Origin of the sequence: Populibacterium corticicola, assembly GCF_042683685.1 — a bacterium.
Lineage (GTDB): Bacteria > Actinomycetota > Actinomycetes > Actinomycetales > Cellulomonadaceae > Timonella > Timonella corticicola.
In genome coordinates, this window is the sequence record NZ_JBHUOP010000004.1 from 452,553 (window position 1) to 479,212 (window position 26,660).

Sequence of the window (26,660 nt, forward strand, 5' to 3'; positions counted from 1 at the left end):
CCTGCCCAAGGCGAGATGGGGCTGGAAGTTGCGGGCTCGTCGGCAATCAGGATGCTCAAAACCCGGTGTGCAGCCGACATGGTGATTTTCCGGGATCACCCACCAAGAAAAACCGCCCTCATGACGGAAAATCACCATACGAGTAACCGGAAGTGACTCGAACCAGAGCTACGGCTCCTCGCGGATAACCTCAAGCACACGGAATCCCTTCGACGACGCGACGCGCACCACGTGCGCGTTCACCCCACCGCCCCTACCCGGGGAAAACTGCTCCTCAAGCCACCGATGCAGGGAATCGGCCCCGAGGTTCTTCTGCACCACCAAGAACGCTGACGCACCCGGAATAAGACGAGGCAACCACTGCAGCATCAGATCATGCAACACCTCCTTGCCCACCCGAATGGGGGGATTGGACCACACCTCAGAGAACCCGATGTCGGATGGAACCTCGTGCGGGAGCACTGCCCGCACGTTCTTCACCCCGAGCCGTTCGGCATTCTCGCGTGTGAGCGCAAGCGACCGCTCATTGACGTCCACAGCCCACACCGTCGCATCGGGATTGAGTGAAGCCATAGTGAGAGCAATCGGACCCCAACCGCAGCCGAGATCCAACAGGTGACCACCCGGAGGCGCGGACATCTCGCGCAGGAGAACCTTCGTACCCAGATCAACGTGACCCGGCGAAAAAATACCCGGAGCCGTCACCACGTCCACAGTCCGGCCCGCAAGCTCCACAGTGATCGTGCGACGCTCGAACTCGCCCGCAGGAGTTGAAAAGTAGTGATCAATCTGAGGCGCCGAGACCTCAGCTTTTGCGCTGGCAGGAGCGTCATTGCGTGGGGCCGAGGTAGAGCGCGCTGGACGCGGCGGCGAAGAACTGTTCACAGACCAAGCCTACTGTGGCTACAGGGTCAAACTGCGCTGCAAGCGAATAATAAGTGGAACGTCACGTCGCGAGAACTAGAATAGACACAGCCGAAAAATCGGCCCAGTTACAAAGAAGGAATGCATGCCACAAGATCCGTCACCGTTCGAATCCTCGTCCCTTGATCCGGAGAACCTGGACGAGGCAGTCTGGGAGAACGACGCTCGCAGCGAACGCGACATCGCACATGATGTTGTCGCACGAGTCCTCGCTCGCGCCGGAACTGCACTTGACGAGGGCGATACGCGGCACTCAGCCCACGACGGAGACCAGTTCGACCTCGAAGAGCGATCCGCGCTACGTCGTGTTGTCGGTCTGTCCACCGAACTTGAAGACGTCACCGAGGTTGAATACCGCAAACTGCGCCTTGAGCGCGTTGTCCTTGTTGGCCTCTACACCAAGGGAACCACGCTCGATGCTGAGATCTCGCTACGCGAACTCGCGGCACTTGCGGAGACTGCCGGTTCCGAAGTGCTTGATGGCATCCTGCAACGCCGTGGAACCCCGGACCCAGGAACCTATCTCGGCTCGGGTAAGGCTCGGGAACTTGCGGAGTTGGTTGCCCGCGTCGGCGCAGATACCGTGATCGTGGACGGGGAGCTTGGCGCTTCCCAGCGTCGTGCGCTTGAGGACATCATCAAGGTCAAGGTCATCGACCGGACCGCACTGATCCTCGATATCTTCGCTCAGCACGCCAAATCCCGTGAGGGCAAGGCCCAGGTTGAGTTGGCTCAACTCGAATATCTCCTCCCGCGTCTGCGTGGTTGGGGTGAGTCCATGTCCCGTCAGGCCGGTGGCCAGGTTGGTGGCGCGGGAGCTGGTATGGGTAGCCGCGGACCCGGTGAAACCAAGATCGAACTTGATCGTCGCCGCATTCGTAACCGAATGGCGAAGCTGCGCAGGGAGATAGCGGCGATGAAGCCCGCGCGCGACACAAAGCGGGCAGCCCGCAACAAGAACGCGATTCCTGCCGTGTCAATTGCCGGCTACACGAACGCTGGCAAATCCTCACTGTTGAACGCGCTGACGGGGGCAGGTGTCCTGGTGGAGAATGCCCTGTTCGCCACCTTGGACCCAACCGTGCGCCGGACCACCACACCGGATGGCCGGGTATACACCCTCGCCGACACCGTTGGATTTGTGCGTAATCTGCCGACCCAACTCGTTGAGGCGTTCCGTTCTACACTTGAGGAGGTCGCAGACAGCGACCTGATCGTGCACGTGGTTGACGGCTCGCACCCAGACCCAGAAGGCCAGATCAGCGCGGTGCGTACTGTGTTCTCCGAGATCGGTGGGGTTGAGGACATCCCTGAACTCGTCGTGTTGAACAAGGCGGACATGGCGGACCCTGAGGTGATTGCCCGAGTCCAACGCCGAGAAATCAACGTATACGTTGTTTCCGCACACACCGGTCAGGGCATCAGGGAACTGCTCGAAGCAATCGCTGACGCTCTGCCGCGCCCAGGGGTTTTCGTGGATGTGGTCGTGCCGTACTCTCGCGGTGACCTGATCTCGCGCGTGCACGAACACGGAGAGATCGAAGCCATCGAACACGTTGCCGAAGGTACCTCCGTGCGCGGTCGGGTGGATGCTGACCTCGCAACCGAATTGCAGGCAGCGTCGGTTCGCTAAGCCTGCGAGGCCATTGTCTACGCATGACCAGTGTGGCGCATCGCAGAAGACACCCTGGACGCTGCTCTGACTGTCACAAGGGGTGCGAGACGCCATAGTTCCGGGTGTGGAAAACCGACTGTACGCCCAGCCTGATCGGCTAGAGTTGACTGTTCGACCCGTACTGATTACGGGTCGAACAGTTGTGTGCTGACGACCTATCGAAGGACCTTCCAGTGAGCGAGACCTCCACCGATGCGCTGCTAGATGTTGCGGTCAGCACACTTGGAGGAACGCCGCGCAAAGGGCAGCGTGCCATGGCTAACGCAGTGGCGTCCGCCCTGCATGACCAGGAACATCTTCTGGTCCAGGCAGGAACCGGTACGGGTAAATCGCTCGGCTATCTCGTTCCGGCCGTTGAACATGCCGTGCACAAGGATGAGCGCGTCATCGTCTCAACCGCGACCTTGGCCCTCCAACGCCAAATCATGACCAGGGATCTGCCACTCGTCGCCGAGGCCCTTAAACCACATCTGCCGCGCCGTCCCGAAATCGCTCTGCTCAAGGGCTGGAACAACTATGCGTGCCTGCATAAGGTACACGGCGGATATCCCGTTGAGGAGCAAAACACGCTCTTCGACGCCCCCACATCACGTGCTTCGGCTGGCGGCGGCGAGGGCCAGGAGGAGGGTCTTGTCGCCCAAGTGAAGCGCCTGCACGAGTGGATCAACACAACCGACACGGGCGACCGCGATGACCTGGAACCCGGCGTCTCTGAAAAGGCGTGGCGTCAGGTCTCCATCTCCAAACTCGAGTGCCTGGGATCGAAATGCCCGCTCATCGAGGAGTGCTTCCCCGAAGCGGCCAAACAACTCGCTTTTGAGTCCGACGTTGTGGTCACCAACCACACCATGATCGGGATTGCGTCGACCGGCTCACCAAACGTCCTACCCGAGTTCGGTCCGCTGATTGTCGACGAGGCCCACGAGTTGGTTGATCGGGTGACCTCCGCTGCCACGGCCGAGCTCTCGCTCGGCTCGATTGAGCAGGCGGCGCGCTTGGCGCGCCGCAATGGGGGCGTCAGTACGGGAAACCTGGAACTCGCGGTGGAGAACTTTGGACAGGTCATGCTTGAGATCCCCGAGCAGACCTTCACTGACGCTATGCCGGAAGAACTCCAACTGTGTGTCGAAGCGATCCGCGATGCGGCACGAGACCTCGTCACGCAGCTCAAGCCCAAGGACAACCAGAACGACGTGGACAGCGGCGTGAAGGTTGCAACCGCCGCTATGCTCGTGATCTTTGAAATCGCAGAGCGCATGGCTGCTGCTGACCGAGGCGTTGACGTACTGTGGGCCTCAAAACCCCGATTCGGGTCGGAGGAGGGCGTGGCCCGCCTGAACATCGCTCCACTCGGAGTGGCTGGTCTGCTTGGAGTGAACCTGTGGGGAATGCACACCGGCATCATGACATCTGCGACCCTGTCGCTTGGCGACTCGTTCGAGCCCGTTGCCCGCAGCATCGGCATGGATGCGGCGGTGAACCCTGAAACGGGTGAAAAGCGAACGTGGGATGCGCAGGATGTGGGTTCCCCGTTTGACTACCCCAAACAGGGCATCCTGTACATCGCAAAGGACCTACCCACACCGGGACAGAGCCCCACCACCGAATCGCAACTGGACACCATCGCCGAGCTCATTGAGGCCGCTGGCGGGCGAACGCTGGGTCTGTTCTCCTCACGCCGAGCTGCGGAGATGGCGGCGGAGGAAATGCGCAACCGCGTGGACTATCCCATCTTCTGCCAGGGCGAGGATCAACTTCCAACCCTGGTCAGACAGTTCAAGGAATATGAGGAATCGTGTCTGTTCGGCACGCTGTCCCTGTGGCAGGGAGTGGATGTTCCAGGGCCGGCATGTCAGCTTGTGATCATGGATCGTATTCCGTTCCCGCGCCCCGACGACCCGGTCAAGTCGGCACGTTCGAGACTCATCGCCGCCAACGGTGGGAATGGTTTCATGCAGGTTGCCGCCTCCCATGCGGCGCTGCTGCTCGCACAGGGGGCTGGACGGCTTGTGCGTACCGTGGACGACAGGGGAGTCGTTGCGGTGCTCGACCCACGCCTGGCCACAGCGCGCTATGGTTCGTTCCTGATCAAGTCCATGCCCGACTTTTGGCAGACACATGACAAGAATGTCGTGGTGAACGCGCTGAGGCGCCTGCGCGCTGCTGACGCGAAGTGACGTAAGTTCAAGTATTGTGAGTGCGAGAACTCAACCGCCGTCAGAGGGGAATCCATATGTACTTCGAGTCACTCGGGTCCGCTTCCGAAGCCTCCGCTTCGTCGAGCACCCACAAGACCTCAAAGGTATCGATCGTCGGGGCTGGGGCCGTCGGCTCAACCATGGCCTACGCGGCGCTCATGCGTGGTTCCGCCCGCACTGTCGCGCTCTATGACATCAACGCGTCCAAGGTCCAAGCAGAGGTCCTCGACCTGTCGCACGGCATTCAGTTCATGCCGATGGCAAATGTCCTGGGATCAGACGATGTTGAGGTCTGCCGTGACTCTGATGTCATCATGGTGACCGCAGGCGCGAAGCAGAAGCCCGGACAGTCGCGCATCGACCTCGCTGAAGCGACCATCAACCTGGTCAAGACGATCCTTCCGCCGCTCCTTGAAGTCGCCCCAAACGCAACCTACGTCATGGTCACCAATCCTGTAGACGTTGTCACGTATGCGGCATTGAAGATTACCGGACTGCCACGTCACCAGTTGTTCGGTTCCGGTACCGTCCTGGACTCCTCCCGATTGCGATATGTCCTTGCGCGTGAGCTCGGCGTAGCTGTTCAGAATGTTCACGCATACATGGCCGGTGAGCACGGCGACTCGGAGATCCCACTGTGGAGTTCCGCGACCATTGGTGGTGTACCGCTGCTGGACTGGCCTGGAATCAACGGACGTGGCCCACTGACTGAGGCACAACGCGAGGCTATCGCCAACGAGGTCATCACCTCCGCCTACTCGATCATCGAGGGCAAGGGCGCCACCAACTACGCTGTTGCGCTTGCTGGTTCTCGAATCATTGAGGCGCTCCTCAAGGACGAAAACCGAGTGCTTCCGGTGTCGACGCTCGTGGACAACTACTTCTCGATCACCGATGTGTGCCTGTCCATTCCAACCGTTGTCGGTGGGCGGGGCGCGGCAGAGCAACTGCGAGTCCCACTGTCCAACGCTGAATACGATGGTCTCAAGAGTTCGGCTCAGAAACTCAAGGAAGTCGCACGTCAGTTCGGTTACTGAGCCCCAGTGCACAGTTGAGGGCTTGTCTTCCACCGATCTCCGTGAAGACCTGATCAGAGAGCCGCGAGCCTCACGATCCATAGTGAGGACACGCCCTAGGCTGTATGTCATGACTGAGATCACCATCGATGTGGATGGCATACCGACCCCATGGCGTGCGCGCCACGCCGCTGGGAGCGGTTCGTGACGACGCGGCCGTTCGACGCACATCACTACGACGTGGCGCCGTGGGAGTTCTGGGACCACGCCGACAAGTCCGAGCACGCCGCCCAGTTGGAATTGCAGCGGCAGTTTCTCGCCCTGCATCCCGAGTGCACGTTGGGCGACCAGTGCTTCATCTCCAGCCAGGCGGCAGTACAGCCCGGTGTCGTCCACATCGGTGCACGTTCCACCATCGCGGCACGCGTGCACATTGACGGGGAGGTGAGCATCGGTGCGGACTGTTCGGTGAACGTCGACGCCGCCGTGAGGGGACGGGTGAGCATCGGCGATGCCACGCGCATCGGTGCCCGCACCTCTCTGGTGGGCTTCAACCACGGTTTCGACGCAGAGCCGGAGGTGTTCCGCCAGCCTCACACGAGCCAGGGCATCCGCATCGGCCGCGACGTGTGGATCGGCAGCAGCGTAACCGTGCTGGACGGTGTGAGCATTGGCGACAAGGCCGTGATCGGGGCCGGATCGGTTGTGACCAAGGATGTACCGTCTGGAGCGATCGCGGTGGGGAATCCCGCCCGGGTGGTGCGGTGGCGGGTGGCACCACAGCAGGACGATGCGCTGATATCGGCGCTGCGCGAGTTCGACGCGGCGGTGAAGCGAGATGTCAGGGGTATCGTCGCCCAGGCCTGGAACCCAGGGCTGAACGGAGGCCTCTTCAGCGATGCGCAGGGCCGTCCACCCACGCTCCGTGCGCAGTGCGATGCCATCGAACTGTATGCGGCGGTGTACGGCGAGGTGCCGCCGCAGCGCAGCATCGAACAGCATCGTGACCTGCTTGCCTCGTGGCAAGATCCCACTAGCGGCCTGTTCTTTGACTTCGACGCCAGCGATGGTGGCGACAACGGTGCATTGCAAACGCAGAGGAGATGCTTCGAGGACCCGGACGCGAGTTACACGCTTCTGGCCGCTGGCTACGCGCTGCGGCTACTTGGCGCCGAGCCACCGCACGGCGTCGCGTTTCTTCGAGAGGCCACGGCCGATGCACTGGTCGCCTACCTTGACGACCTGCCATGGACGAACAAGGCATGGACCGCCGGTCATCAGGTGGACGCGCTGGGCACGGCTGTTTTGCTGGACTGGGAACGCGTAGGTTCGCACGCGCCCACCCACCTGCGCACCCTCCTGGGCTGGCTCATCGCCGCCGTGGACGACGAGACGGGTATGTGGGGGAGCGCTGCCGACGACGGCGACCTGCTGCAGATGGTCAACGGCTACTACCGCCTCACGCGCGGTACGTTCGCGCAGTTCGGTGTGGCGCCGCCACACCCGGAGAGGGTGATCGACACGGTACTGCAACATGTGCGCCGGGGAGAGTGCTTCGCGATGTCGCGCCAGGACGCCTGCAATGTGCTCGACGTGCTGCATCCACTGCGCTTGGCAGGGGCGTACACTCGCCATCGCGCAAGCGAGGTCACGGAGGTGGCTCGCACGCTGCTGGCCGATGCGCTCGCTCGCTATATACCGGGAGAGGGCTTTGCGTTCGCCGCGGTGGAGTCGCCCGGTATTGATGCGGAGCAGCGCGCACCAGGCCTGCAGGGCACGGAGATGTGGCTCACCATTGTCTGGCTTGCCGCAGACCTGCTCGGGCTGTCCGGCAACCTGACCTACGAGCCACGGGGCGTGCATCGGTCAGTCCCCGAGACGGTTCTGTCCTCGTCCTAGACCGCTGCTGTATCGCGGGCCGTTATTCGGGGCGGAACGACAACATTCGCCACCCGCACCCGCCGAGGACGACGCGGTGCCACCATCAGCGCCATCCTCATCTGGCTACCTCATATGGGAGACGTGCTCTGGCCGCAAAGCCTAGAAACGAACGCAGAGGGGCGCGGAAGCCACATGGTTTCCGCGCCCCCTCGTGTCTACTGCCAGAGCTACAGGCTGCGCATCACTGAGACGACACGGCCAAGAATCGTTGCATCATCACCCAAGATCGGTTCATACGCAGGGTTGTGTGGCATGAGCCAGATATGTCCTTCCTTGCGCTTGAATGTCTTCACGGTTGCCTCGCCATCCAGCATCGCAGCGACTATTTCACCGTTCTCTGCCGTGTTCTGGTGTCTGACAACCACCCAGTCACCATCGCAGATGGCGGCATCCACCATTGAGTCGCCTGAGACCTTCAACATGTACAGGTCTCCGTCCCCCACGAGTTGCTTGGGGAGCGTAAAGACATCCTCCACATCCTGCTCGGCCAGAATCGGCGAACCTGCGGCGATGCGTCCGACCAGTGGAACGTCCCGTGTGACGCTTGATTCTGCGAACACAGGCAACTGAACGACGGTGGTTGCCGCCTCCGCATCTTTCCCTGTGCGCGCGAGGGTGTTCGTTGCTGATTCCTCGTCCTCGAGAGACACGACCTCGATTGCCCGAGGGCGGTTTGGGTCCCTACGGATGAAACCGCGCTCCTCAAGCACGTTCAACTGGTGCTTGACCGAAGAGGGACTCGTCAGGCCGATTGCCGCACCGATCTCGCGCAGGGTTGGCGGGTAGCCGCGCGAGTCGAGGGACTGCGCGATTGTTTCGAGAACAGCTTGCTGCCGCTTAGATAGCTGGTCTCGCTCTGGTGTCTCCATGCGCCAAACTCCTGCGTGTGGTTCGAATGTCAGATGGTTCTGGTGAACTTTGCCTGTAAGCAAGACTAGGCAATTTCACCTCGGGATTCAAACATTTGTTCGAGTGAGTCTCCGGGAGGTCTTGCATTCGAACCAGTTTTTCGTACACTTGTTCTAACGAACATATGTTCGAATCGCTGGTTTGGGTACATGGTTTCTGGCGGGCAGTGGTTGTTGCTCATCGTTTCGGCTTGGTGAGTGCTGTTGATTGAAGGAGTGGACGGATGGCAATGCAAGCGCAGACTGGAATCATTATCGAGTTTCCGGCATCGCATGCTGCGGAGCGTCGGGTTTCGCGCGAGCGCTACGGGCGGTCGGGTCTGCGGGGCCTGCGCCTGACGCGACGTGGACGTTTCGTGGTGTGGGCTTTTGCCATCGTGCTGTCGGTGATTGTGGGTGCGATGCTTGGAGGGGTCGCGGCTGCGGGGGAGGCGCCCGAGGGTATCCCGGTGACGGTTCATTCCGTGGAGCAGGGCGAGACGCTGTGGGCTCTCGCGTCAGGGATTAATCCGGGTAAGGACAATCGCGATGTCGTCTTTGAGATCATGCGTTTGAATGGCATGTCGGATGGATCGCTCAAGGCTGGTCAAACCTTGCTTTTGCCCAGTTATTAGGATTACGCAACAGGGTAGTTGCGTAATCGCCAAACATGCCTTAAGTTAGTAATACCTAACAAGAGGGCTGGGGGGCTGTCTGTTAGGGGAAAGCATTCCGCTTTCGGTTTCATCTCATCCTTCCTACGTGGTGCGGCGAGTCGCCACGCAAGTCGAAGGTTGGGCGCTCTGGAATGGGGCACAGCCTAGGCTGTGCCCCATTCGGCATTTTGGGGCCAGGCCCATCAGCACTGTGTGGGTTATTCTTCGCCGTTGTGTGCCTTTATGTTGCGCATAACGGCGAACAAACCCACACATCGGTGGGGTCATATGGGTGCTGGAGAGTTCCTTGTGATTAGTGCGTGATGAATTGAGTGCCAGGGAACTGACGGGTACACCAGTCGGGTAACGTAAAATGAACCGGAAGTTAAACCCAACCGGTAGGAGCACGACGTGCATTGCCCGTTCTGCAGGCACCCAGACTCACGAGTCGTCGATTCCCGCACGTCCGAGGACGGATCAGCGATCCGTCGACGCAGGCAGTGCCCCAAGTGTATGAAGCGATTCACAACAATCGAGACAGCCAGTCTCTCGGTGGTGAAACGATCCGGCGTGACCGAGCCGTTCTCCAGAGAGAAAGTCATCAACGGCGTACGTAAAGCCTGCCAAGGACGGCCAGTATCTGATGACGATCTTGCTGTTCTCGCTCAAAAGGTCGAAGAGTCTATCCGCTCAATGGGACTCGCAGAACTCGACGCCTACGAGGTAGGCCTTACCATTCTCGGTCCGCTTCGGGAACTGGATGAAGTTGCATATCTGCGCTTCGCAAGCGTCTACCAAGCATTCGAGTCGCTCGAAGACTTCGAAGCCGCGATTGAGCTCTTGCGCAAGGAACGCGAAGAACAGGCCGAGGGAGAAGCCGCCGAAGCAGGATCGGCTGAGCAGTAATCCTCGCTACTCACATCCTGCAAAGGGACTGAACGTCAAACGGTGCCGTGCTGGAGGACAACCCTCTAGCGCGGCACCGTTTTGACCAGTTGGCACTGCTGCTATAGATCGCTAGAGCGAGAGGCCCACAGGTTGAGGCCGCCGTCCACAGCGGTCGCTTCGATCTGCCTCAGTTGCGCATCGGTGAACTCGAGATCGAGCACCGCATCGAGGTTCTCGCTGAGCTGTTCCACAGTACGCGCACCAACGATGACCGAGGTTATCTCTGGGCGGCGTAGTGTCCAGGCGAGAGCCATCTGGGCGAGAGACTGCCCACGCTCGACCGCAATGTCATTCAATGCGCGCAGCGCCGTAATATTCTCCTGCGAGACGTACGACCGGCTAAATGATCCGCCTTGAGCTGCTCGCGAATTCGTGGGAATGTCACCGGACAGATACTTGGTGGTAAGCAGCCCCTGCGCGAGTGGCGAGAACGCGACGATCCCGAGTCCAGCCTCTGCGCACACTGAGGCCACTGAGTCACCATCAGCGTCTTCCTCTTCAATCCATCGGTTCAGGAGCGAATACGATGGTTGGTGCACACTGAGCGTCAAACCGATTTCGGAAGCGACCTGCAATGCCTCGCGAGTGCGTGCGGCAGAGTACGAGGAGATTCCGGCGTAGAGGGCTTTGCCACTGTCCACGGCGAACTTGAGCGCACCGAGCGTCTCGTGTAAGGGAGTGGTCGGGTCATACCTGTGGGAGTAGAAGATATCAACGTAGTCGATGTTCATCCGCTTGAGTGAGCTGTCGAGCGAACTGAGCAGGTATTTGCGTGATCCGCCCTCACCGTAGGGACCTGGAAGGAAACGATAGCCCGCCTTGGTGGTGATCACCAGTTCGTCGCGATAGCCGCGGAGATCTTTGTGTAGGATGCGTCCGAAGTTCTCTTCGGCGGAGCCTGGCGGTGGGCCATAGTTGTTGGCGAGATCGAACTGAGTGATACCGCGATCGAATGCGGCCACGATGATGTCGCGCTGTGTTGCGACGGGAGCCTGCGCACCGAAGTTCTGCCAGAGCCCAAGACTGATCGCGGGGAGTGCAAGACCGCTTCGTCCCATGCGACGGTATGGTGTGTTTCCGTGCGTCTCGCTGTAACGCTGTTCGTGTGGAAGGTGCATCTAGTTACCGTACCTGAAGAAGACTGAGCATATGACGATGGCCTTGGACCGGTGTTTCCGGTTCAAGGCCATCGCTGAGCTATAGGGGTTAGTGCTTTACACCGATTGGGGGCAGTACGCGGATGCGAATGTACTGTTCCATGTTTTTCAGTGCGTTGAGCGCGTCGAGTTCAACCGAGGCGTCGGTATCTGTCACCACGTAACCGATTTCGCCGCGGGTTGCGAGCAACTGGCCTTCGATGTTGGTGCCGAACTCTGCGAGCGTGTTGTTGACCGCAGCCAATACACCCGGGGTGTTGCGGTGCAGGAATGCGATACGGGTAACACCGGTGGTCGATTCGAGTGCCAGGTTGGGCAGGTTGACGCTGAGCGTGGTGGAACCGGTGCGAACGTAGTCCTTGAGTTTGTTGGCCACGAACTCACCGATTGATTCCTGGGCTTCGAGCGTCGATCCACCGATGTGCGGGGTCAGGATGACATTTGGAAGACCACGCAGTTCAGACTCGAACCTGTCGCCGCGCTTCTTTGGCTCGGTGGGGAATACGTCAACGGCGGCACCGGCGATGTGTCCTGTGAGCACTGCGCTGCGCAGCGCTTCGTTGTCCATCACGAATCCGCGTGAGAGGTTGAGGAAGATCGCGCCCTTCTTCATCTTCGCGAACTGTTCCTCGCCGAATAGGCCGGCATTTCCAGGGCGTCCATCGACGTGAATGGTCACGAAGTCGGAGACCCGAAGTAATTCGTCCATCGAGTGCAGCCGCTGGGCGTTACCGAGTGCAAGTTTCTCGGCCGTGTCGTAGAAGACCACGCGCATGCCCAGGTTCTCTGCGATGACGGAGAGTTGGGTGCCGATGTTTCCGTAGCCGATGATTCCGAGGGTCTTACCGCGAACCTCGTAGGATCCCTCTGCGGTCTTGTCCCAGACGCCATCGTGCAACGCCTTGTCTCGCTCCGGGATACGGCGAGCAAGGGAGATGATCTCCGAAATGGCCATTTCCACGACGGATCGTGTGTTGGAGAACGGTGCGTTGAACACAGCGACGCCGTGCTGCGCAGCCGACTTCAAGTCGATCTGGTTGGTTCCGATGCAGAACGCACCGATCGCCACGAGGTCTGGCGCGGATTCGATGACCTTTGCGGTGACCTGCGTCTTGGAACGAATACCTAGCAGGTGAACGCCTTGTAATGCCTCAATGAGTTCGGCTTCGTCGAGCGCGCCAGTCTTGGTGACGACCTCGATGCCGTTTGCGGCAAGAATCTCGATAGCGAGTGGGTGGACATTTTCTAAAAGCAGGGCCTTTAACACACGTCCATATTCCACCCACTGGACTTCTTTTCCCAAATGAATCTTGCCCTACGGACGTTTGCTACACACCCGCGTTAACCCCAGGGTCGCAGAACGTCAGTGTAGGGCTTGAGGTAACTCTTGGCTGTGCACGACGACAAGACGTTGGGTTGGTCTGGTCATTGCAACGAACAGATCGGAAACACCGTTGGCGGCCTCAAGTAACTGTGCAGGTTCCACGAGGACGACACCGTCGAACTCCAGTCCTTTCGCCTCTTGTGCGGTAATGATGCTGATGAGCGGGTCGTTTCCAACGATTTTCGACGAGTCGGTTGCGCTCAGCGCATGACGGATGGGTGCGATGTGTGCGGGTTGGGTGATGACCGCGACCCTCCCAGTGGTTCCACTGATGAGTTCTTGCGCGAGATCGTGTGCGGCACGGGCTGCACTGGATACCAACTGCGATGCTGTCACGTGATGCCGTGCAAAACAGTTGTCGATATCTCGCGCCGAGGTCAATGGCGACACGGGGAGACGGTGTTCTTGGGCAAGCGTGATCGCACGGTCGGCGATGTGTGCGGGAGTGCGGTAGTTGATCGTGAGTCGCCGTAGTTGCCAGGAGTCCTTGAAGAACCTGTTCATGGTGCGCGGCCAGTTCCTCGTTCCCGCAGGGTTCGAGGTTTGCGCGGTGTCACCGACGATTGTGAAGGACCGGGTAGGGCAGCGTCGGGCCAGCATCCGCCAATCCATGTTGGACAGCTCCTGTGCTTCATCCACGATCACGTGAGCGTAGGTCCAGGTGCGGTCCTGTGCCGCGCGTTCCGCTGTGGTCAGCGCTGGGCCGTTGTCCAAGAACCGTTCCGCGAGGAGTTCGGCATCGACGCGGATACTGTCCTTCGGGGCGTTCTCGAGTACCTGCCGTGCGTATTCAAGTGCTTCAGTTCGGGCAGCATCTCGGGCTTTCGCAGCGTCGGCGCGGGTCTGATCGTTCTCGCCAAGGAGTTCATACGCCTCATCGAGCAACGCGATATCCGCGGTGCTCCAACCGTGCCCAGGCTCACGGTACAGGGCAGCGATCTCGGAGTCGGAGAGATGAGGCGCAGCCTCCTGCAATCGGTGGGGCTTCGCCCACAGGTCCTCGATCAGTTTCTCGGGGCTGATCGGGAACCACGCGATGTTGAGTGCCACACGCACCTCACGGTGGGTGCGCACCTCCTCAAGGATCTCTCCGCGATCCTCTGGAGCAACCTCGTACGGCATGTCCTTGACATACTGCTCGACTAGTCGGTTCAGCATCTCGCGAACGAAAATGCTGCGAGCCTCGTTGTGCGGCTTGTTGGAACGGCGAGCCTTGAACATCGCGTCTTTGATGTCGCGGCGGCGGATCACGAGATCGTGTCCATCAATCCGCAGCCGGATGTCATGTGCTGGCACGCGCTCTCGGGCTTTGACCGCATTCTTGATGATGGCGACAAACTGCAAGGACCCCTTAAGCCGTTGTGCCCGAGGAGAATCGGTGCGCGTGGCGGCAACCCCGGGAATGAGTGAACTCAAGGTTGTCGACACCACACCGGTCTCGCCGAGCGATGGCAAGACCTGATCAATGTAGCGCAGGAACGAGGAACTGGGGCCAACGAGCAGCACACCGGAACGCTCAAGTAGTCGTCTGTGCGCGTACAACAGGTAGGCTGCGCGGTGTAGTGCGACAGCGGTCTTTCCGGTGCCGGGGCCGCCTTGAACGACAAGAGCACCCTGCAATTGAGCGCGAATGATCTCGTCCTGCTCCGCCTGAATGGTCGAGACGATATCGCCCATCTTGCCCGTGCGTCCAGCAGACATTGCGGCAAGCAAAGCGCCCTCGCCCGATAGGTTCAGGTGCTCGCGCTCCTGATCGCTCAGGTTCAGATCAAGTATCTCGTCCTCGGCGCCCACCACCTTGCGTTGCGAGGTCATCAGGTGCCGACGGCGTTTGACTCCATCACGCCGTGCTGCGGTGGCACGGTAAAACGGTTGGGCCGCCGGAGCACGCCAATCCGTCAACAGAGATATCTGACTCTCGTCATTCAAACCGATGCGGCCCACATAACGCACCTGATCGTCGCCAATTCCCGCATCAAAATCGAGCCGACCGAAAACCAGTCGGTCCTCAACCGCATCCAACAGCGCAATACGATCCTCGTAGAGGGTCGCAAACGAATCGCGCTCCGAGCGGTTCTGCGGCGAACCACTCGGCCCTTCACGGCGTACCTGCGCAAGGCGCTTGCGAGCAGTGGCGCGAGATTCATCTAAACGCGCGTACATGGCATCCACACGCAACTGTTCTTCATGCAGATCTAGGTTGGTCTCCGGCACGAACACATCCTCACCGATAAGGGATAGGCACAAAACACGGCCATCCATTATCCCGCATGTGCGGGCAGACATGCACATCGACACAAATGTGGGAACAATAGGACAGGCCTGCTGGTTGTACCTAACGACCAAGAACTACACGATGGAGACGCACATGCTGGACCCGCGCGACCTATACGAACTGAACCTTGACGTGGCTGACCCCCTGCGCGAGAGCGGAGAAGCGGCAACGGCAGGTCCAGCGCTCGTGGTTGCGCTGCGCGGCTACGGGGACGCGGGCCACGTCACTGAGATCTCAGCGCAGCACATCATCGCAACCGGCGAACCACGGCGCGTGGCCACCTTCGATCATGATCGTCTCGTGGACTACCAGGCCAAACGCCCGACCTTGACCTTCGAGTCCGCACGCTGGGTTGATTACCAGCCCCCGCTTATCGCGTTGGACCTCGTCACCGACGCCGAAGGTACCCCCTATCTCATCCTGCACGGCTACGAACCTGACCGATACTGGGATGGCTTTATTGCGGCAGTCATCGGGCTGATCACGGACTTCAACATCTCCCTGGTGGTCAACCTGCACGGCATCCCTATGGGCGTGCCGCACACGCGCCCAGCCGGAGCAATCGTCCACGCCACCCGCGATGGGCTTGTGGAAGACGAGAAGATCTGGAACGGCTCGATGCAGGTTCCGGCAACAGTCGCGAACCTCATCCAGTACCGGCTCGGGCAATACGAGCGCGATGCGATCGGCATTGCCGTGCACGTACCGCACTACCTCGCACAGTCGCAGTACACGCCCGCTGCCATCACCGGTCTCACCAAAGTCGAGGCGCTCACGGGTCTTGACCTTGCTGTGGGTGAACTTGCCGGAGCCGCAGAAGAGGCGCTCGCCGAGGTCGAACGGCAGGCAGGCAAATCGCAGGACATCTCCGAGATGATCTCCGCCATGGAGAACCAGTACGACGCGTTCATGGCCGCTCACCCAGAGGAATCTCTGCTTGCGCATGTGAACCGTATCCCGACTGCCGACGAGTTGGCGGCGGAATTCGAAGAGTTCCTGTCCCAGCAGCGCGAGTCGGGCAACGGTGACCTGTCCTAGTCGGTGACGCTGTAGGACCGGTTCCGTACGGAGGTGCTTGGTAGCGCCGTTCTGGGCAGGTCTGTTCTATCTGGGTCCGCTTGGGCACTTTCCTCGATGGGGCGAAATTGGTCCACATGCACTGCAAAAAGCTAGGCACCCGGACCAATTTTGGCCCATCGGCTTTGTGGTCCACCTTCTGTTGAGAGCCGAAGCAGAGTACAGAGAGCGGAAGTTGGTGTGGAAGAAAGCGGAGGCTACTCCGGGTCGCTGAGAACCGCGGCGGTTCCCGCGAACTGAGCCACCTCGTCGCCCATCAGAACCCGCGCTGGAACGGCGAGGGAGCGCACGGCCCGTCCGAGGGTGGCAGATTCTGGATCCAGTAACGGCTCTGTGGCGCCCGTGGGGGACAGCGCTCCGAGCACGAGGTTGCCGTAGCGGCGCCCCTTCATGATTCCCGGTTCGGCGATGACAAACGTTTGAGCCGAGTGGAACTCTTCACCCTGCCACTCGGCGGCTGCGTTTGCTGCGGCGCACTGCGCGAGAAGGGTCGCAACCTCGCTACGGGCTCGGCTCAGAGGCGGCTTATCCGCACAGTTGATGAGATACAGGCCACCTGGTTTGAGTTTGCGGAACACCAACTGCGTGAACTGCACGGACGTGAGATGCTCTGGAATGGCACCCGATGAGAAGGCGTCGCGAATGATGACATCCTGGCTGTGGTCTGCAATCCGTTCCAGTTGCTCGCGCGCGTCCCCAGCCCGCAACCGTAGTCTCGGAGAACGTGGCAGAGCGAACCATTGACGGGAGTACTCAAGAAGTTGGGCATCTATATCTATCCCGATCTGACGCGAATCGGGCCGCAGCGCCTCGATTGCTCGAGCCATTGATGAACCGGCTGAACCAAGATGCGTGACGTGTAGCGGTCCCGGTGAAATCTGCGCGATGACGCACAGGTAGATCTCCATGTACTCGAACACCACATTGGTGGGGTCATCAAGGTCGATGAATGAACTCGGCGCGCCATCCAACATCAGTGTCATACGGCGCGAGTTGTCGCGGTCCATCTCGATGGAGATGGTCGCATGGTTTGTGGTCACGGGCTGGGTTGGCACCTGCGGAGGTTGGAATGTCAGAGGCTTGCGCGATGATGAGCGTGAAGAACGAGATGCCATACCGCCAGCCTAACGACTAGACGCAGGCGGCAGGAAATCGCGGCATCCGTTGACATGGTCGAACAGATGTTCGAAAATGGAGTAGGAGGTGAGTGACATGACGAATGCACACACGGTAGGTACGGCGGTTCTGCCTGCACGAGAAGCGCTCGGGCAGCAGAAGGGGAAGCCGCGTTCCCGCCGCGCCATGTCACTCACTCCTGAATCAGCGCGTCTGATGAAGAGCGCTCGCGGTCAGTTGAATGAGGCGGAAAATGCGGCGCAGGATGCCGATAAGTTCGAGTTCTCCCATCGGGCTGCCTTGCGTATCGCTGGAGCGCTGCTCGACGCTGAGTCAAAGGGCGCTCGTTCCCGGAAGGCGGAGTCGATCTGGCAGCGTCTTGCACGTTTGTTCCCTGAGTTCAACGAATGGGCGATCGTGTTTGAGGAAGGTGCGCTTGTTCGAGTTCGAGTCCTTGCCGGTGATGAGGCCCCGATCCGGGAGGGTCGTGCCGCAATGTGGCTGAGCCAGACGCGACGGTTCTACGACGAGGCGGCACAACTGCTGGGTGTCTCTCCCGAGGATTCCTGGGTGGACCGCAGTTTGGCCGCTTGAGTCCTGGCGAAGTGGCGAGCCAACAGTCGGCAGTGTGGTCGGTGATCGGCGATGTCCAAGCTGGTTGAGAACTGAGAGTGTAGGGCACTGATGCATCGGTGGGTCTAGAGGATTGGCCCGCCGTGCGGGAATGGAAAGGGCGGCATGAGCAACGCACCGCGGGTGGTAAGTGCGAACAGGGACTGGGGTAGCGATGACTCAGATGCGCACATCATGCACGTTGACATGGACGCCTTCTTCGCGTCCGTTGAGGTGGCGCGCAAACCTGTGCTCGCCGGTAAACCTGTCATCGTTGGTGGTGGGGAACGTGGCGTGGTACTCGCGGCCACCTATGAGGCGCGACCATTCGGGGTGAGAGCGGGGATGCCCATCGCCCGTGCACGGGTATTGGCGCCTCAAGCTCTGTTCATCCCGCCGGACCATCGTGAATATTACCGAATCAGCACTGGGGTCATGGATATTCTTCACTCGATCACGCCTGAAGTTGAGCAGGTCAGTGTCGATGAAGCATTCCTGGACATACGTGGCTCCAAACGTAGGCTCGGGAGTGCGCTGGAGATCGGTGCGATGCTGCGTGAGCGAATCTATGACGAGTTCTCACTGACCTGTTCCGTGGGAATCGCACGCAACAAGTTCGTGGCCAAGCTCGCCTCCACGAACTGCAAACCGGATGGGCTGATGATTGTTCCCGCGGCACGCACCACGGAGTTCGTGCAGTGTTTGCCAGTTGGCTCGCTGTGGGGCGTTGGCGTGAAAACACAGGAACGGCTCGCTGAATGGGGTATCACGCAGGTTGCGGAACTCGCCGTAATGGAGGTGTCTGCCCTGGCGCGTATCGTCGGTCCTGCTGCGGCAGCCCACTTGCATGCGCTGGCCTGGGGGCGTGATGATCGCCCGGTGGTCACCGAACGGAACGAGAAAAGCATCGGCGCCGAAACAACGTTCAGTAAGGATCTGGTAGACCTTGACCAACTACTGAATCATTTTTGGGCACTTGCAGATCAGTGTGGTTCGCGTCTGCGTCGCAAACAACTCGTAGGGCGTACGATCGCGATCAAGGTCCGTAACACGCACTTTGAAACGGTGACACGTTCCATGCGGCTGGACTCACCGACAAACTCCTCAAAGGCGATCTATGAGGCTGCTCGGGAACTATTTGCCGGGTTGAAACGTCCTTCAGCTACGAGACTGGTTGGGATTCGAGTTGAAAACCTTGAAAACGAGTCTGACAGTGTTTTTCAAGACACGCTGGCCGATTCGGTTGTGGGTGCAGGAGTCGCTTTGAGTAGATCGGAGCGAGTCATGGATCAAATTCGGGCGAAATTTGGAGAAAGTGCGATCGAACGAGCAGCCCAAGGTGGTCTTCGACTTTCAAGACCCCAGTAGTTTCACTATCCTTGATATAAGGCAGTCCACTTACCCCTGAGGAGGTACTCATGCCTCTGTCTGAGCACGAGCAAAGAATTCTCGAGCAGCTTGAGCGCGAACTTGCGTCCGAGGATCCTAAACTCGCCACGACCATGAGCGATGGGCCGCGCCCTTCGTTTGCGCGCGTAGCGGTTGCGATCATCGGGGTTGTGGTTGGCCTCCTCATGCTCATCATCGGTGTTTCCCAGTCCCTCGCTGTTGTGGGAATTCTCGGATTCGCCGTGATGGTGGCCGCGGTGGTTTTCGCATCTACTCCATCTAAGAAGACGCAACTTCGCGTTGTCGACGGGAAGAGTTCATCGCGACCTGCCCGAGGTGGCTCAAACGTGAAGCCTAAGCAGGCCAAGTCCAAGGGTAGTTTTACCCAGCGTATGGAAGAGCGCTGGGAAAAGCGTCAGCGCGAAGGCTGAACTTTCGCCACCAAGGCGGCTTGCCGCAGGGCGACTGCGAGAGCACAGTATGGTCGGGTACTAGAGCGCGGCCATAAATAAGACATGACGAAGGGGCGGGTGCCTCACCATCGATGGTGAGGCGCCCGCCCCTTTCATGTGTCACAGTATTTCGCTCTTTGTGAGAGAACCCATGGATCGTTTCTTCGCGTGGATCATTGCCTGCATAGCGGTCTTGCTAGTCATAGTGCAGGGGAGTTGCGGAGAATCTGCATCACCCGATGGGGCGTTTTTGTTCCGGGTGCACAGTTAAACACTGTGCACCCGGAACAAAAACGCCCCATCGAGGTTCTGGGCAGGTGCTGTTGGTCGAAGTGTCTCCTCCGAGGCTCGAACGGTAAAACTCCTCCGCGCCCTCCACACATATTTCTGTCCTCCCACAGCGTGCGGCACATGCTCCTCCACTTTGCTCCACTCGAAGGTGGCGTGAAGTGGGGCAAGTGAATGGATGATCAATACGCATGCCCTGAAATGCTGTTTCGTTCTTCAACTACCAGGTGGGGTGTGATGCCCATTGCGAAATCAGGTTCGACACGGCAAAAATCCCTCCACTTTCATTTAGTGCTTTGACCTGCATCTTTTCTAGTAGATCAGGTGAAAATTGAGTAAATTCGCAAAAAAGTGGTGAGAAGTGGAGTAACGTGGAGGTACTCGGAGCGAGAGGAGGGTGCAGGCTATGCAAGAGCTGCTTGGCGGCATCCCCAGCTTGTTCTTGGGCACCTACAAACCACGTTTGGATGAAAAAGGTCGCCTCATCCTGCCAGCGAAATTTCGAAGCCAGTTCGCTCCTGGTCTCGTGCTCACTCGCGGGCAGGAACGATGCCTCTTTCTCCTTCCACTCGATGAGTTCCGCAGAATGTACGAGCATTTGCGGCAGGCGCCCGTCACCTCTCGGCAGGCGCGCGACTACATGCGTGTTTTCCTCTCGGGTGCGAGTGATGAAATGCCGGACAAACAGGGGCGCATCTCCATCCCGGCAACTCTGCGTGAGTACGCAGGGTTGGACCGCGATATCGCGGTGATCGGGGCTGGATCACGCGTTGAGATCTGGGATGCAGCAACGTGGGACTGCTACCTCGCGAACCAAGAGGAGGGGTACGCCGAAACTGCTGAGCAGATCTTCCCCGACTTGCATTTCTAGATAACAGTGCAGTTCGGGGTCTCCTCCCGGGTTCTGAGATCACTTCCCCGTTCCCAGAGCTTCGCGGTGGGGGACCCGGAATTGCACCGTTTCAGGTCTCATCAGGAGGCCATAGGTAAGTGACAGCACGCGCGAAGGGAATGAGGGCCAAGATGGCAGAGTTTTCGGATGACTCGCTCGCCGCAGAAAAGCACCTGCCTGTTCTGCTTGAGCGCTGCATCGAACTTCTCGCGCCTGCCCTGTCAGAGCCGCATGCCGTTTACGTTGACTGCACTCTGGGTATGGGTGGACATACCCAGGGGATGCTGAGGGCATTTCCATCCTTGACCGCGATCGGCATTGACCGTGATCCCCAGGCACTTGAGCTTGCAGGAGAACGGTTGCAGGAGTTTGGTGATCGCTTTGTCCCGGTGCACGCAACATACGACCAGATTGAACAGGTCGTTGTGGACCAGGGATTCGAGGGGGTCCAGGGAATCCTGATGGATCTCGGTGTGTCCTCGCTGCAGATCGATGAGAAAGAGCGCGGGTTCTCGTATGCCCAAGACGCTCCATTGGATATGCGGATGGACACGACGGCACAACTCACCGCGGCCGACGTGTTGAACACCTACTCGGAGCAGGAATTGACGCGAATTCTGCGTGAATACGGTGAAGAGCGGTTTGCATCAAAGATCTCGCGCTCGATTGTCGCGAAGCGAGCTGAGCGTCCATGGATTCGATCTGCTGAACTGGTGGATCTCGTACGGGCGTGCATCCCAGCCGCGAAACGAACCACGGGGGGCAACCCTGCCAAACGGACCTTCCAGGCGCTGCGAATTGAGGTCAACGGGGAACTTGAGGTTCTGGCACGTGCTCTGCCTGCCGCAGTGAACAGTCTCGCGGTGGGTGGTCGGCTGCTTGTTGAGTCATATCACTCGCTTGAGGACAGGATGACCAAACGGGAGTTTGCACGGGGGATCAATTCCTCAGCACCACCTGAATGGCCTATCGAACCGGACACACACAAGCCCTACCTCGCAGCGATTACTCGCGGAGCGGAAAAGGCCGATGAGGCTGAACTCGCCCGTAATCCACGTTCGGCGTCCGTGCGGCTGCGCGGCGTGGAGCGTCTCCGTCCAACACCACAGCACATGACGACAAAGGGATAGACACATGAGTGCATTGCAATCTGCCGCCGCCCGCGTCATGCCGGTGCGTCCAAGCACCGCTGCTCCTGTTACGGAATCTAAGCAGCGCCCCGACCTGCGTCTGGTTGAGGCACCTGTACAGGAACGGTCCTCGTTCCGCTTCTTGATGATGTGTATCTCACTGATCGCAGCGGCTATCGTCGTGGTCTTGGTGCTGAACGCGGAGATGGCCAACGGCGCATATGAGCGAGTCAATCTCCAGCGTGAACGATCCCAAGAGGTCATCGTGGGGGAGCAACTGAATGCGCAACTCGCCGATATCAAAACTGCCGACAATCTCGCTCAACGGGCCAAGGCTCTTGGTATGGTCCAGGAAGTTAATCCAGAAGTTCTGCACATTGACTCCAAGAAGGTAGCAGCGCAGAAAGTAGTTGAGGAACAGGGCAATTGACGGGTAAGTCGCAAGATCCACCGCAGGGCCGACGTCCGAGCGCGAGTCGCTCTGGGCGTCGGCCTGACTCGCAATCGCAGCCACGTTCTGAGCAACCACGCGGTGGCGGACAGCCTCGACGCAGCCAGCCGCAGGGCGGGCGAGCCAGCAGCAAGGACCAGCCAACTCGTCGGCAATCCGATGCACCCCAACAACGAACAGGGACCAGGCCCGGGACCACGGATCGCTCCGCCGCTGTGAACTCTCGCACTGACCAGCCAAGGGTCAGACCCGCGAACGCCGGGGCACGCCCGCGAATCGAAGCGACCTCGCGACCAGCCCCACGCAGCGGACGAACGGCCACGCGCCGTGAACTGGACACGGAACTGGCGCTAAGGCGTGCGGAACGCAGGGCAAAGCGCCAACGCGGTCCGTTGGGATTCACCTATTTCCCGAAGCGAGTTATCTCGCTGGGTCTCATATTCGCCCTTGCGATGGGCACTTTGGTAATCCGGCTCGCACACGTGCAATTGATTGAAGGGCCAGCGCTCGCACAGGCGGCTCGCGATCTGCGTACCACTACCCAGGAACTCGTTGCGGAACGTGGCTCGATAACCGACCGACACGGCAACGCGATCGCGGAATCCGTGGCTCGCTACCGGATCTACGGCGATCAACTGCGTCTTGAAGAGTGGCAACGCACCGTTGAAGAAGACGGCGAAGAGGTGGTCAAGGGCGGTCCTGCCTACGCCGCCGAACTCCTGGCGGAGGTGCTCGATCTGGACAGGGAAGAACTCGAGGAGAAACTCACCAAGAAGTCGGACCAGGAACGCTACAACCAATACGTTGTGATTGAGAAGGAGGCGGCTCCTGAGACCTGGGATGCCGTGCGAGCATTACGTATCACCGGTATCTACTCGGAGAATCTCAACAAGCGGATCTATCCCTCGGGCGAGACAGCGAAGAACATCATCGGTGCCGTTGGCACAGTAGACAAAGCCGTTGACCCATCTGACACATCCGAGAATGCCAAGACGGTGGCAGTGGATGGTGGCGTGTCGGGGCTCGAGTATCGTTTGGATGACGTTCTCAGTGGCGAACCCGGATATCGGACCTATGAGCGCTCGGCACACGGGTACATGCTTCCCTCAAGCGATCTCGTGGAGAAACCTGCCACCCAGGGATTGACCGTTCGGTCAACCTTGGATATGGATATCCAGTGGCATGCTGAGAAAGCCCTCGACGAACAGCTCAAGAAGATGGGTTCCAATGCAGGTTCCGTCATCGTCCAGGACGTGACGACCTGTGAAGTCTTGGCGCTTGCGGATCGCAGTACGACCACGGATGGCAGCACTGAGGCCACTGGGCGTATCGGCGCGGTGCAAGACATCTTCGAACCAGGCTCGACGGCCAAGGTCGTTACGATGGCCGCTGCGCTCGAACTCGGTGTGGCAACCCCTTTGACCAGGTACAAGGTCCCGTACATGTATGACACCAGCAACGGTCAGACGTTCCGGGACTCGCACGATCACCCGACTCAGAAACTGACGCTCACCGGTATCCTCTCCGAGTCGTCGAACACGGGCACGGTGCAGGTCGGTGAGTCGATTCCCAAGCAGCAACGTTACGACTACCTGTATAAGTTCGGTTTCGGCCAGCACACGGGTATTGAGATCGCGGGCGAGACCCGCGGCATACTCCACAGCGCTGACGAGTGGGACGGACGTACCCAGTATGGTGTCCTGTTTGGGCAGGGTATGGCATCGAACGCGCTTCAGGCCACGAACGTGTTCTCGACGGTCGCCAACGGTGGGCGCGCCTGCCAGCCACACCTCGTCGCGGGAACGACTGACAGCGATGGCGTGTACACGGAATCGCCCAAGTCGGAAACCAAGCAGATCATCTCGCAGGATGTCGCCGATCAGGTCCTGAGCATGATGGAGTCTGTGGTCGTTGAGGGTTCCGGCCGGGCTGGAAAGATCGACGGTTACCGGGTTGCAGGCAAGACGGGTACTGCTCAGGCACCAGGTGCGGATGGAAAACTGACGTCTTTTGTGTCCTCATTCATCGGCGTGGCTCCAGTCGATGACCCACGGATCGTGGTCTCTGTGATCATTCGCGATCCACAGACCTCTATCTGGGGTGGCGTCGTTGCGGCTCCCGTGTTTGCCGATGTGATGGCGTACTCGCTACAGCAACTGCGGGTCGAGCCGTCGACTACTGAACCTGACCTGTACGAGACCACCTGGGAGTAGGCGTCGCCAGGGCGGCTCGGGGATGGTGTTTTCAGCCCAAGCGATATTACTCACCACCCCCGATGCGGTTTTGGCGTGTCTGAAGGACTACATTGAGACTTATGAGTTCGCAAGAAGACCTGTTGCGGCCGCTCGAGGCCCCGGCTGTTCCGCTGAGAGATCTGCTGGTTGGTGCCAGCGTTCAGGTGGTGTCGCCGCATGCGCTGATCGACGAGACGATCGTTTCGGGTCTGACCGTCAATTCCCGGCAGGTCGTCTCGGGAGACGTGTTCGTTGCGTTGGCTGGTTTGAAGGCACACGGCGCGCGTTTTGCTGCCAGTGCCGTTGCGCAGGGCGCAAGTGTGATCCTGACCGATCACGCGGGTGTTCAGGTTCTCGCTGAACAGGATTTTGGTGATTCTGCTCCGGTGATTGTTCAGGGACCACAGGGCGATCTTCTCCGCGGCGAGATGGCGCAGTGGGCGAGCCGCATTTACGGAGCCCCTTCGCAGCGGCTTTCAGTGTCGGGGCTGACCGGCACCAATGGAAAGACCACCACCGCTTTCTTCTTGGATGCGATTCACCGCTGGGTGGGGGAGCGCACGGCCCTTTTGGGAACTGTCGAGATGCGGCTCGCGGACATTGCCGTCCCATCCACGCGCACAACCGTTGAGTCGCCTGTGCTGCAGGGGTTCTTCTCGCGGTGTGTTCAGGAGGGCATCGATCACGTGACGATGGAGGTGTCATCGCATGCGCTCGCGTTGGCTCGGGTGGATGGCACGCGCTTCGGGGTTGTCGGGTTCACCAACCTGCAGCATGACCATCTGGATTTCCACCACACGATGGATGAGTACTTTGAGGCGAAGGCTTCACTGTTCTCTCCTGGTTTCGCTGCGCACGGTGTTGTGGTGGCCGACGACAAATGGGGACGCAAACTGGCCGTGGAAGCTGCTGTTCCAGTGGACTCCATCACGACGAGACTATGTGACGAACCGCTGTTTGACGCCGATTGGCGGGTCACCCGCACAGGGCTTTCGCGTGACGGACTTGGCGTGGATTTCACGCTCACGCACAGGCAAGGCGAGCAGATTGAGTCACATTCCCCACTACTTGGCGCGGTGAACGTGTCGAATGCCGCCCTCGCGACTGTCATGGCGCTGCGACAGGGAGTCAGCCCTGAGCAGATCAGGTTGGGCCTGCAGCACCTTGCTATCGTTCCCGGGCGTATGGAAGTGGTGTCCCAGCCAGGTCAACCGCTGACCATCGTTGACTACGCGCACACGGCTGAGGCGCTCGAATTTGCGCTCGACTCGCTGCGCACCACACATCACATGGACGGGGTTGGCAGACTTATCGTTGTGTTTGGCGCGGCAGGGGACCGTGACGCAAGCAAACGCCCCTTCATGGGCGCGGTGGCTGGCGAATATGCTGATGTTATCTATGTGACCGACGACGATCCGTACTCGGAGGACCCCGCCAAGATTTGCGACGAGGTGGCGGCCGGGGTATTTATGTCACCTCGGTTTGCCGCACTCAGCGAGGCGGAACAGCATGAGCGCCTCTTTGTCGTATCGCCGCGCGAGGAGGCCATTGCCGCCGCGATAGCCAGTGCCCGTCTCGAAGACACGGTCTTGATTGCCGGTCGGGGACATGAGTTGATCCAAGACTTGGACGGATATCAGCATGAGTTGGATGATCGTGTGTTTGCTCGTGCGCGGCTGGCAGAATATGAAGCGGTGGATGAAATGTGAATGTGCGGTATGACATTCACTGTTAGGGCTGCTAACCGGCTATTTGGTCCCCCAATAGGTGGTTCAATAGATAGGTTGCAGTTCCAGGGCAGCGGTTCAAGTTCGGATCTATATGGATCACGGACCATCGTGGCTGCTCGTAGGTGCAGTGCGCATTGCGGCGCTACGCCAGACAAAACCGAACAGGCGCGTGGCTCATCGTGGTTTGCGATGAACCACCGCAGGTATCCAGACAAGATCAGGAGTGGC

Annotated in this window: 21 protein-coding genes; 15 read left to right on the forward strand and 6 right to left on the reverse strand. The window is 59.6% G+C overall.

Annotated elements, in window-relative coordinates; translation table 11 throughout:
- Nucleotides 1-168: 168 nt before the first annotated feature.
- Nucleotides 169-789, reverse strand: coding sequence for a class I SAM-dependent methyltransferase (locus ACFSYH_RS11525; protein ID WP_377467198.1), 621 nt, complete (start codon nucleotides 787-789; stop codon nucleotides 169-171).
- 220 nt (nucleotides 790-1,009) lie between these two features.
- On the opposite strand from ACFSYH_RS11525, the gene hflX reads away from it, so the two are divergent.
- The 4 genes from hflX to ACFSYH_RS11545 all read left to right on the forward strand — a co-directional run bounded on the left by hflX (nucleotide 1,010) and on the right by ACFSYH_RS11545 (nucleotide 7,712).
- Nucleotides 1,010-2,557: a GTPase HflX gene (hflX, locus tag ACFSYH_RS11530; protein WP_377467107.1), complete on the forward strand. Its 1,548-nt coding sequence runs from the start codon at nucleotides 1,010-1,012 to the stop codon at nucleotides 2,555-2,557.
- Between the two features lie 215 nt (nucleotides 2,558-2,772).
- Nucleotides 2,773-4,776, forward strand: a complete 2,004-nt coding sequence (locus ACFSYH_RS11535; RefSeq protein WP_377467108.1) for an ATP-dependent DNA helicase — start codon at nucleotides 2,773-2,775, stop codon at nucleotides 4,774-4,776.
- Between the two features lie 56 nt (nucleotides 4,777-4,832).
- Nucleotides 4,833-5,834: an L-lactate dehydrogenase gene (locus ACFSYH_RS11540; RefSeq protein ID WP_377467109.1), complete on the forward strand. Its 1,002-nt coding sequence runs from the start codon at nucleotides 4,833-4,835 to the stop codon at nucleotides 5,832-5,834.
- Between the two features lie 150 nt (nucleotides 5,835-5,984).
- Nucleotides 5,985-7,712, forward strand: coding sequence for an acyltransferase (locus tag ACFSYH_RS11545; RefSeq protein ID WP_377467110.1), 1,728 nt, complete (start codon nucleotides 5,985-5,987; stop codon nucleotides 7,710-7,712).
- A gap of 209 nt (nucleotides 7,713-7,921) precedes the next feature.
- Here ACFSYH_RS11545 and lexA read toward each other — a convergent pair whose 3' ends face one another.
- Nucleotides 7,922-8,623 carry a transcriptional repressor LexA gene (lexA, locus tag ACFSYH_RS11550; RefSeq protein ID WP_377467111.1) on the reverse strand — a complete coding sequence of 234 codons (702 nt, stop codon included), beginning with the start codon at nucleotides 8,621-8,623 and terminating at the stop codon, nucleotides 7,922-7,924.
- A 263-nt stretch (nucleotides 8,624-8,886) separates the two neighbouring features.
- Between lexA and ACFSYH_RS11555 the strand changes: the two genes are divergently transcribed.
- Both ACFSYH_RS11555 and nrdR read left to right on the forward strand, forming a co-directional pair.
- Complete coding sequence (locus ACFSYH_RS11555) at nucleotides 8,887-9,276, forward strand: LysM peptidoglycan-binding domain-containing protein (protein ID WP_377467112.1); 390 nt, start codon at nucleotides 8,887-8,889, stop codon at nucleotides 9,274-9,276.
- A gap of 432 nt (nucleotides 9,277-9,708) precedes the next feature.
- On the forward strand, nucleotides 9,709-10,203 hold the full coding sequence (nrdR, locus tag ACFSYH_RS11560) for a transcriptional regulator NrdR (protein WP_377467113.1): 495 nt from the start codon (nucleotides 9,709-9,711) through the stop codon (nucleotides 10,201-10,203).
- A 101-nt stretch (nucleotides 10,204-10,304) separates the two neighbouring features.
- Here the strand turns inward: nrdR and ACFSYH_RS11565 are convergent, their stop codons facing one another.
- The 3 genes from ACFSYH_RS11565 to ACFSYH_RS11575 all read right to left on the reverse strand — a co-directional run bounded on the left by ACFSYH_RS11565 (nucleotide 10,305) and on the right by ACFSYH_RS11575 (nucleotide 15,000).
- A complete protein-coding gene (locus ACFSYH_RS11565; RefSeq protein WP_377467115.1) occupies nucleotides 10,305-11,363 on the reverse strand; it encodes an aldo/keto reductase in 1,059 nt (352 codons plus the stop codon).
- An 88-nt stretch (nucleotides 11,364-11,451) separates the two neighbouring features.
- Nucleotides 11,452-12,669 carry a phosphoglycerate dehydrogenase gene (gene serA, locus ACFSYH_RS11570; protein ID WP_377467117.1) on the reverse strand — a complete coding sequence of 406 codons (1,218 nt, stop codon included), beginning with the start codon at nucleotides 12,667-12,669 and terminating at the stop codon, nucleotides 11,452-11,454.
- 96 nt (nucleotides 12,670-12,765) lie between these two features.
- A complete protein-coding gene (locus ACFSYH_RS11575; RefSeq protein ID WP_377467118.1) occupies nucleotides 12,766-15,000 on the reverse strand; it encodes a HelD family protein in 2,235 nt (744 codons plus the stop codon).
- A gap of 154 nt (nucleotides 15,001-15,154) precedes the next feature.
- Between ACFSYH_RS11575 and ACFSYH_RS11580 the strand changes: the two genes are divergently transcribed.
- Nucleotides 15,155-16,099: a PAC2 family protein gene (locus tag ACFSYH_RS11580; protein WP_377467119.1), complete on the forward strand. Its 945-nt coding sequence runs from the start codon at nucleotides 15,155-15,157 to the stop codon at nucleotides 16,097-16,099.
- A gap of 236 nt (nucleotides 16,100-16,335) precedes the next feature.
- Here ACFSYH_RS11580 and ACFSYH_RS11585 read toward each other — a convergent pair whose 3' ends face one another.
- Nucleotides 16,336-17,253: a spermidine synthase gene (locus tag ACFSYH_RS11585; RefSeq protein ID WP_377467120.1), complete on the reverse strand. Its 918-nt coding sequence runs from the start codon at nucleotides 17,251-17,253 to the stop codon at nucleotides 16,336-16,338.
- Between the two features lie 97 nt (nucleotides 17,254-17,350).
- Here ACFSYH_RS11585 and ACFSYH_RS11590 point away from each other — a divergent pair, with 97 nt between their 5' ends.
- The 8 genes from ACFSYH_RS11590 (at nucleotide 17,351) to ACFSYH_RS11625 (ending at nucleotide 26,411) form a co-directional block, all read left to right on the forward strand.
- Complete coding sequence (locus tag ACFSYH_RS11590; RefSeq protein WP_377467121.1) at nucleotides 17,351-17,848, forward strand: SAV_6107 family HEPN domain-containing protein; 498 nt, start codon at nucleotides 17,351-17,353, stop codon at nucleotides 17,846-17,848.
- A 144-nt stretch (nucleotides 17,849-17,992) separates the two neighbouring features.
- On the forward strand, nucleotides 17,993-19,234 hold the full coding sequence (gene dinB / locus ACFSYH_RS11595) for a DNA polymerase IV (protein ID WP_377467122.1): 1,242 nt from the start codon (nucleotides 17,993-17,995) through the stop codon (nucleotides 19,232-19,234).
- Nucleotides 19,235-19,284: 50 nt separating this feature from the next.
- The gene (locus ACFSYH_RS11600; RefSeq protein WP_377467123.1) at nucleotides 19,285-19,686 is read left to right on the forward strand and encodes a DUF3040 domain-containing protein; all 402 of its coding nucleotides are present in this window, start codon (nucleotides 19,285-19,287) and stop codon (nucleotides 19,684-19,686) included.
- Between the two features lie 745 nt (nucleotides 19,687-20,431).
- Entirely contained in the window at nucleotides 20,432-20,866 is a 435-nt protein-coding gene (mraZ, locus tag ACFSYH_RS11605; protein ID WP_377467199.1) for a division/cell wall cluster transcriptional repressor MraZ, read from the forward strand.
- Nucleotides 20,867-21,018: 152 nt separating this feature from the next.
- Nucleotides 21,019-22,017, forward strand: coding sequence for a 16S rRNA (cytosine(1402)-N(4))-methyltransferase RsmH (rsmH, locus tag ACFSYH_RS11610; protein ID WP_377467124.1), 999 nt, complete (start codon nucleotides 21,019-21,021; stop codon nucleotides 22,015-22,017).
- Between the two features lie 4 nt (nucleotides 22,018-22,021).
- Nucleotides 22,022-22,447: a hypothetical protein gene (locus ACFSYH_RS11615; protein ID WP_377467125.1), complete on the forward strand. Its 426-nt coding sequence runs from the start codon at nucleotides 22,022-22,024 to the stop codon at nucleotides 22,445-22,447.
- 236 nt (nucleotides 22,448-22,683) lie between these two features.
- Nucleotides 22,684-24,681 (forward strand): peptidoglycan D,D-transpeptidase FtsI family protein, encoded by a 1,998-nt coding sequence (locus ACFSYH_RS11620; protein WP_377467126.1) that lies wholly within the window; start codon nucleotides 22,684-22,686, stop codon nucleotides 24,679-24,681.
- A gap of 101 nt (nucleotides 24,682-24,782) precedes the next feature.
- Complete coding sequence (locus ACFSYH_RS11625) at nucleotides 24,783-26,411, forward strand: UDP-N-acetylmuramoyl-L-alanyl-D-glutamate--2,6-diaminopimelate ligase (protein WP_377467127.1); 1,629 nt, start codon at nucleotides 24,783-24,785, stop codon at nucleotides 26,409-26,411.
- The last annotated feature ends 249 nt before the right edge of the window (nucleotides 26,412-26,660 follow it).

Bases quoted from the DNA above. Each gene is read 5' to 3' on its own strand.
- ACFSYH_RS11580 (WP_377467119.1), top strand. From the start codon at position 15,155: ATGCTGGACCCGCGCGACCTATACGAACTGAACCTTGACGTGGCTGAC.
- ACFSYH_RS11585 (WP_377467120.1), bottom strand. From the start codon at position 17,253: ATGGCATCTCGTTCTTCACGCTCATCATCGCGCAAGCCTCTGACATTC.
- ACFSYH_RS11555 (WP_377467112.1), top strand. From the start codon at position 8,887: ATGGCAATGCAAGCGCAGACTGGAATCATTATCGAGTTTCCGGCATCG.
- ACFSYH_RS11540 (WP_377467109.1), top strand. From the start codon at position 4,833: ATGTACTTCGAGTCACTCGGGTCCGCTTCCGAAGCCTCCGCTTCGTCG.
- rsmH (WP_377467124.1), top strand. From the start codon at position 21,019: ATGGCAGAGTTTTCGGATGACTCGCTCGCCGCAGAAAAGCACCTGCCT.
- ACFSYH_RS11615 (WP_377467125.1), top strand. From the start codon at position 22,022: ATGAGTGCATTGCAATCTGCCGCCGCCCGCGTCATGCCGGTGCGTCCA.
- ACFSYH_RS11600 (WP_377467123.1), top strand. From the start codon at position 19,285: ATGCCTCTGTCTGAGCACGAGCAAAGAATTCTCGAGCAGCTTGAGCGC.
- lexA (WP_377467111.1), bottom strand. From the start codon at position 8,623: ATGGAGACACCAGAGCGAGACCAGCTATCTAAGCGGCAGCAAGCTGTT.
- ACFSYH_RS11590 (WP_377467121.1), top strand. From the start codon at position 17,351: ATGACGAATGCACACACGGTAGGTACGGCGGTTCTGCCTGCACGAGAA.
- ACFSYH_RS11565 (WP_377467115.1), bottom strand. From the start codon at position 11,363: ATGCACCTTCCACACGAACAGCGTTACAGCGAGACGCACGGAAACACA.
- ACFSYH_RS11545 (WP_377467110.1), top strand. From the start codon at position 5,985: ATGGCGTGCGCGCCACGCCGCTGGGAGCGGTTCGTGACGACGCGGCCG.
- hflX (WP_377467107.1), top strand. From the start codon at position 1,010: ATGCCACAAGATCCGTCACCGTTCGAATCCTCGTCCCTTGATCCGGAG.
- dinB (WP_377467122.1), top strand. From the start codon at position 17,993: ATGAGCAACGCACCGCGGGTGGTAAGTGCGAACAGGGACTGGGGTAGC.
- ACFSYH_RS11625 (WP_377467127.1), top strand. From the start codon at position 24,783: ATGAGTTCGCAAGAAGACCTGTTGCGGCCGCTCGAGGCCCCGGCTGTT.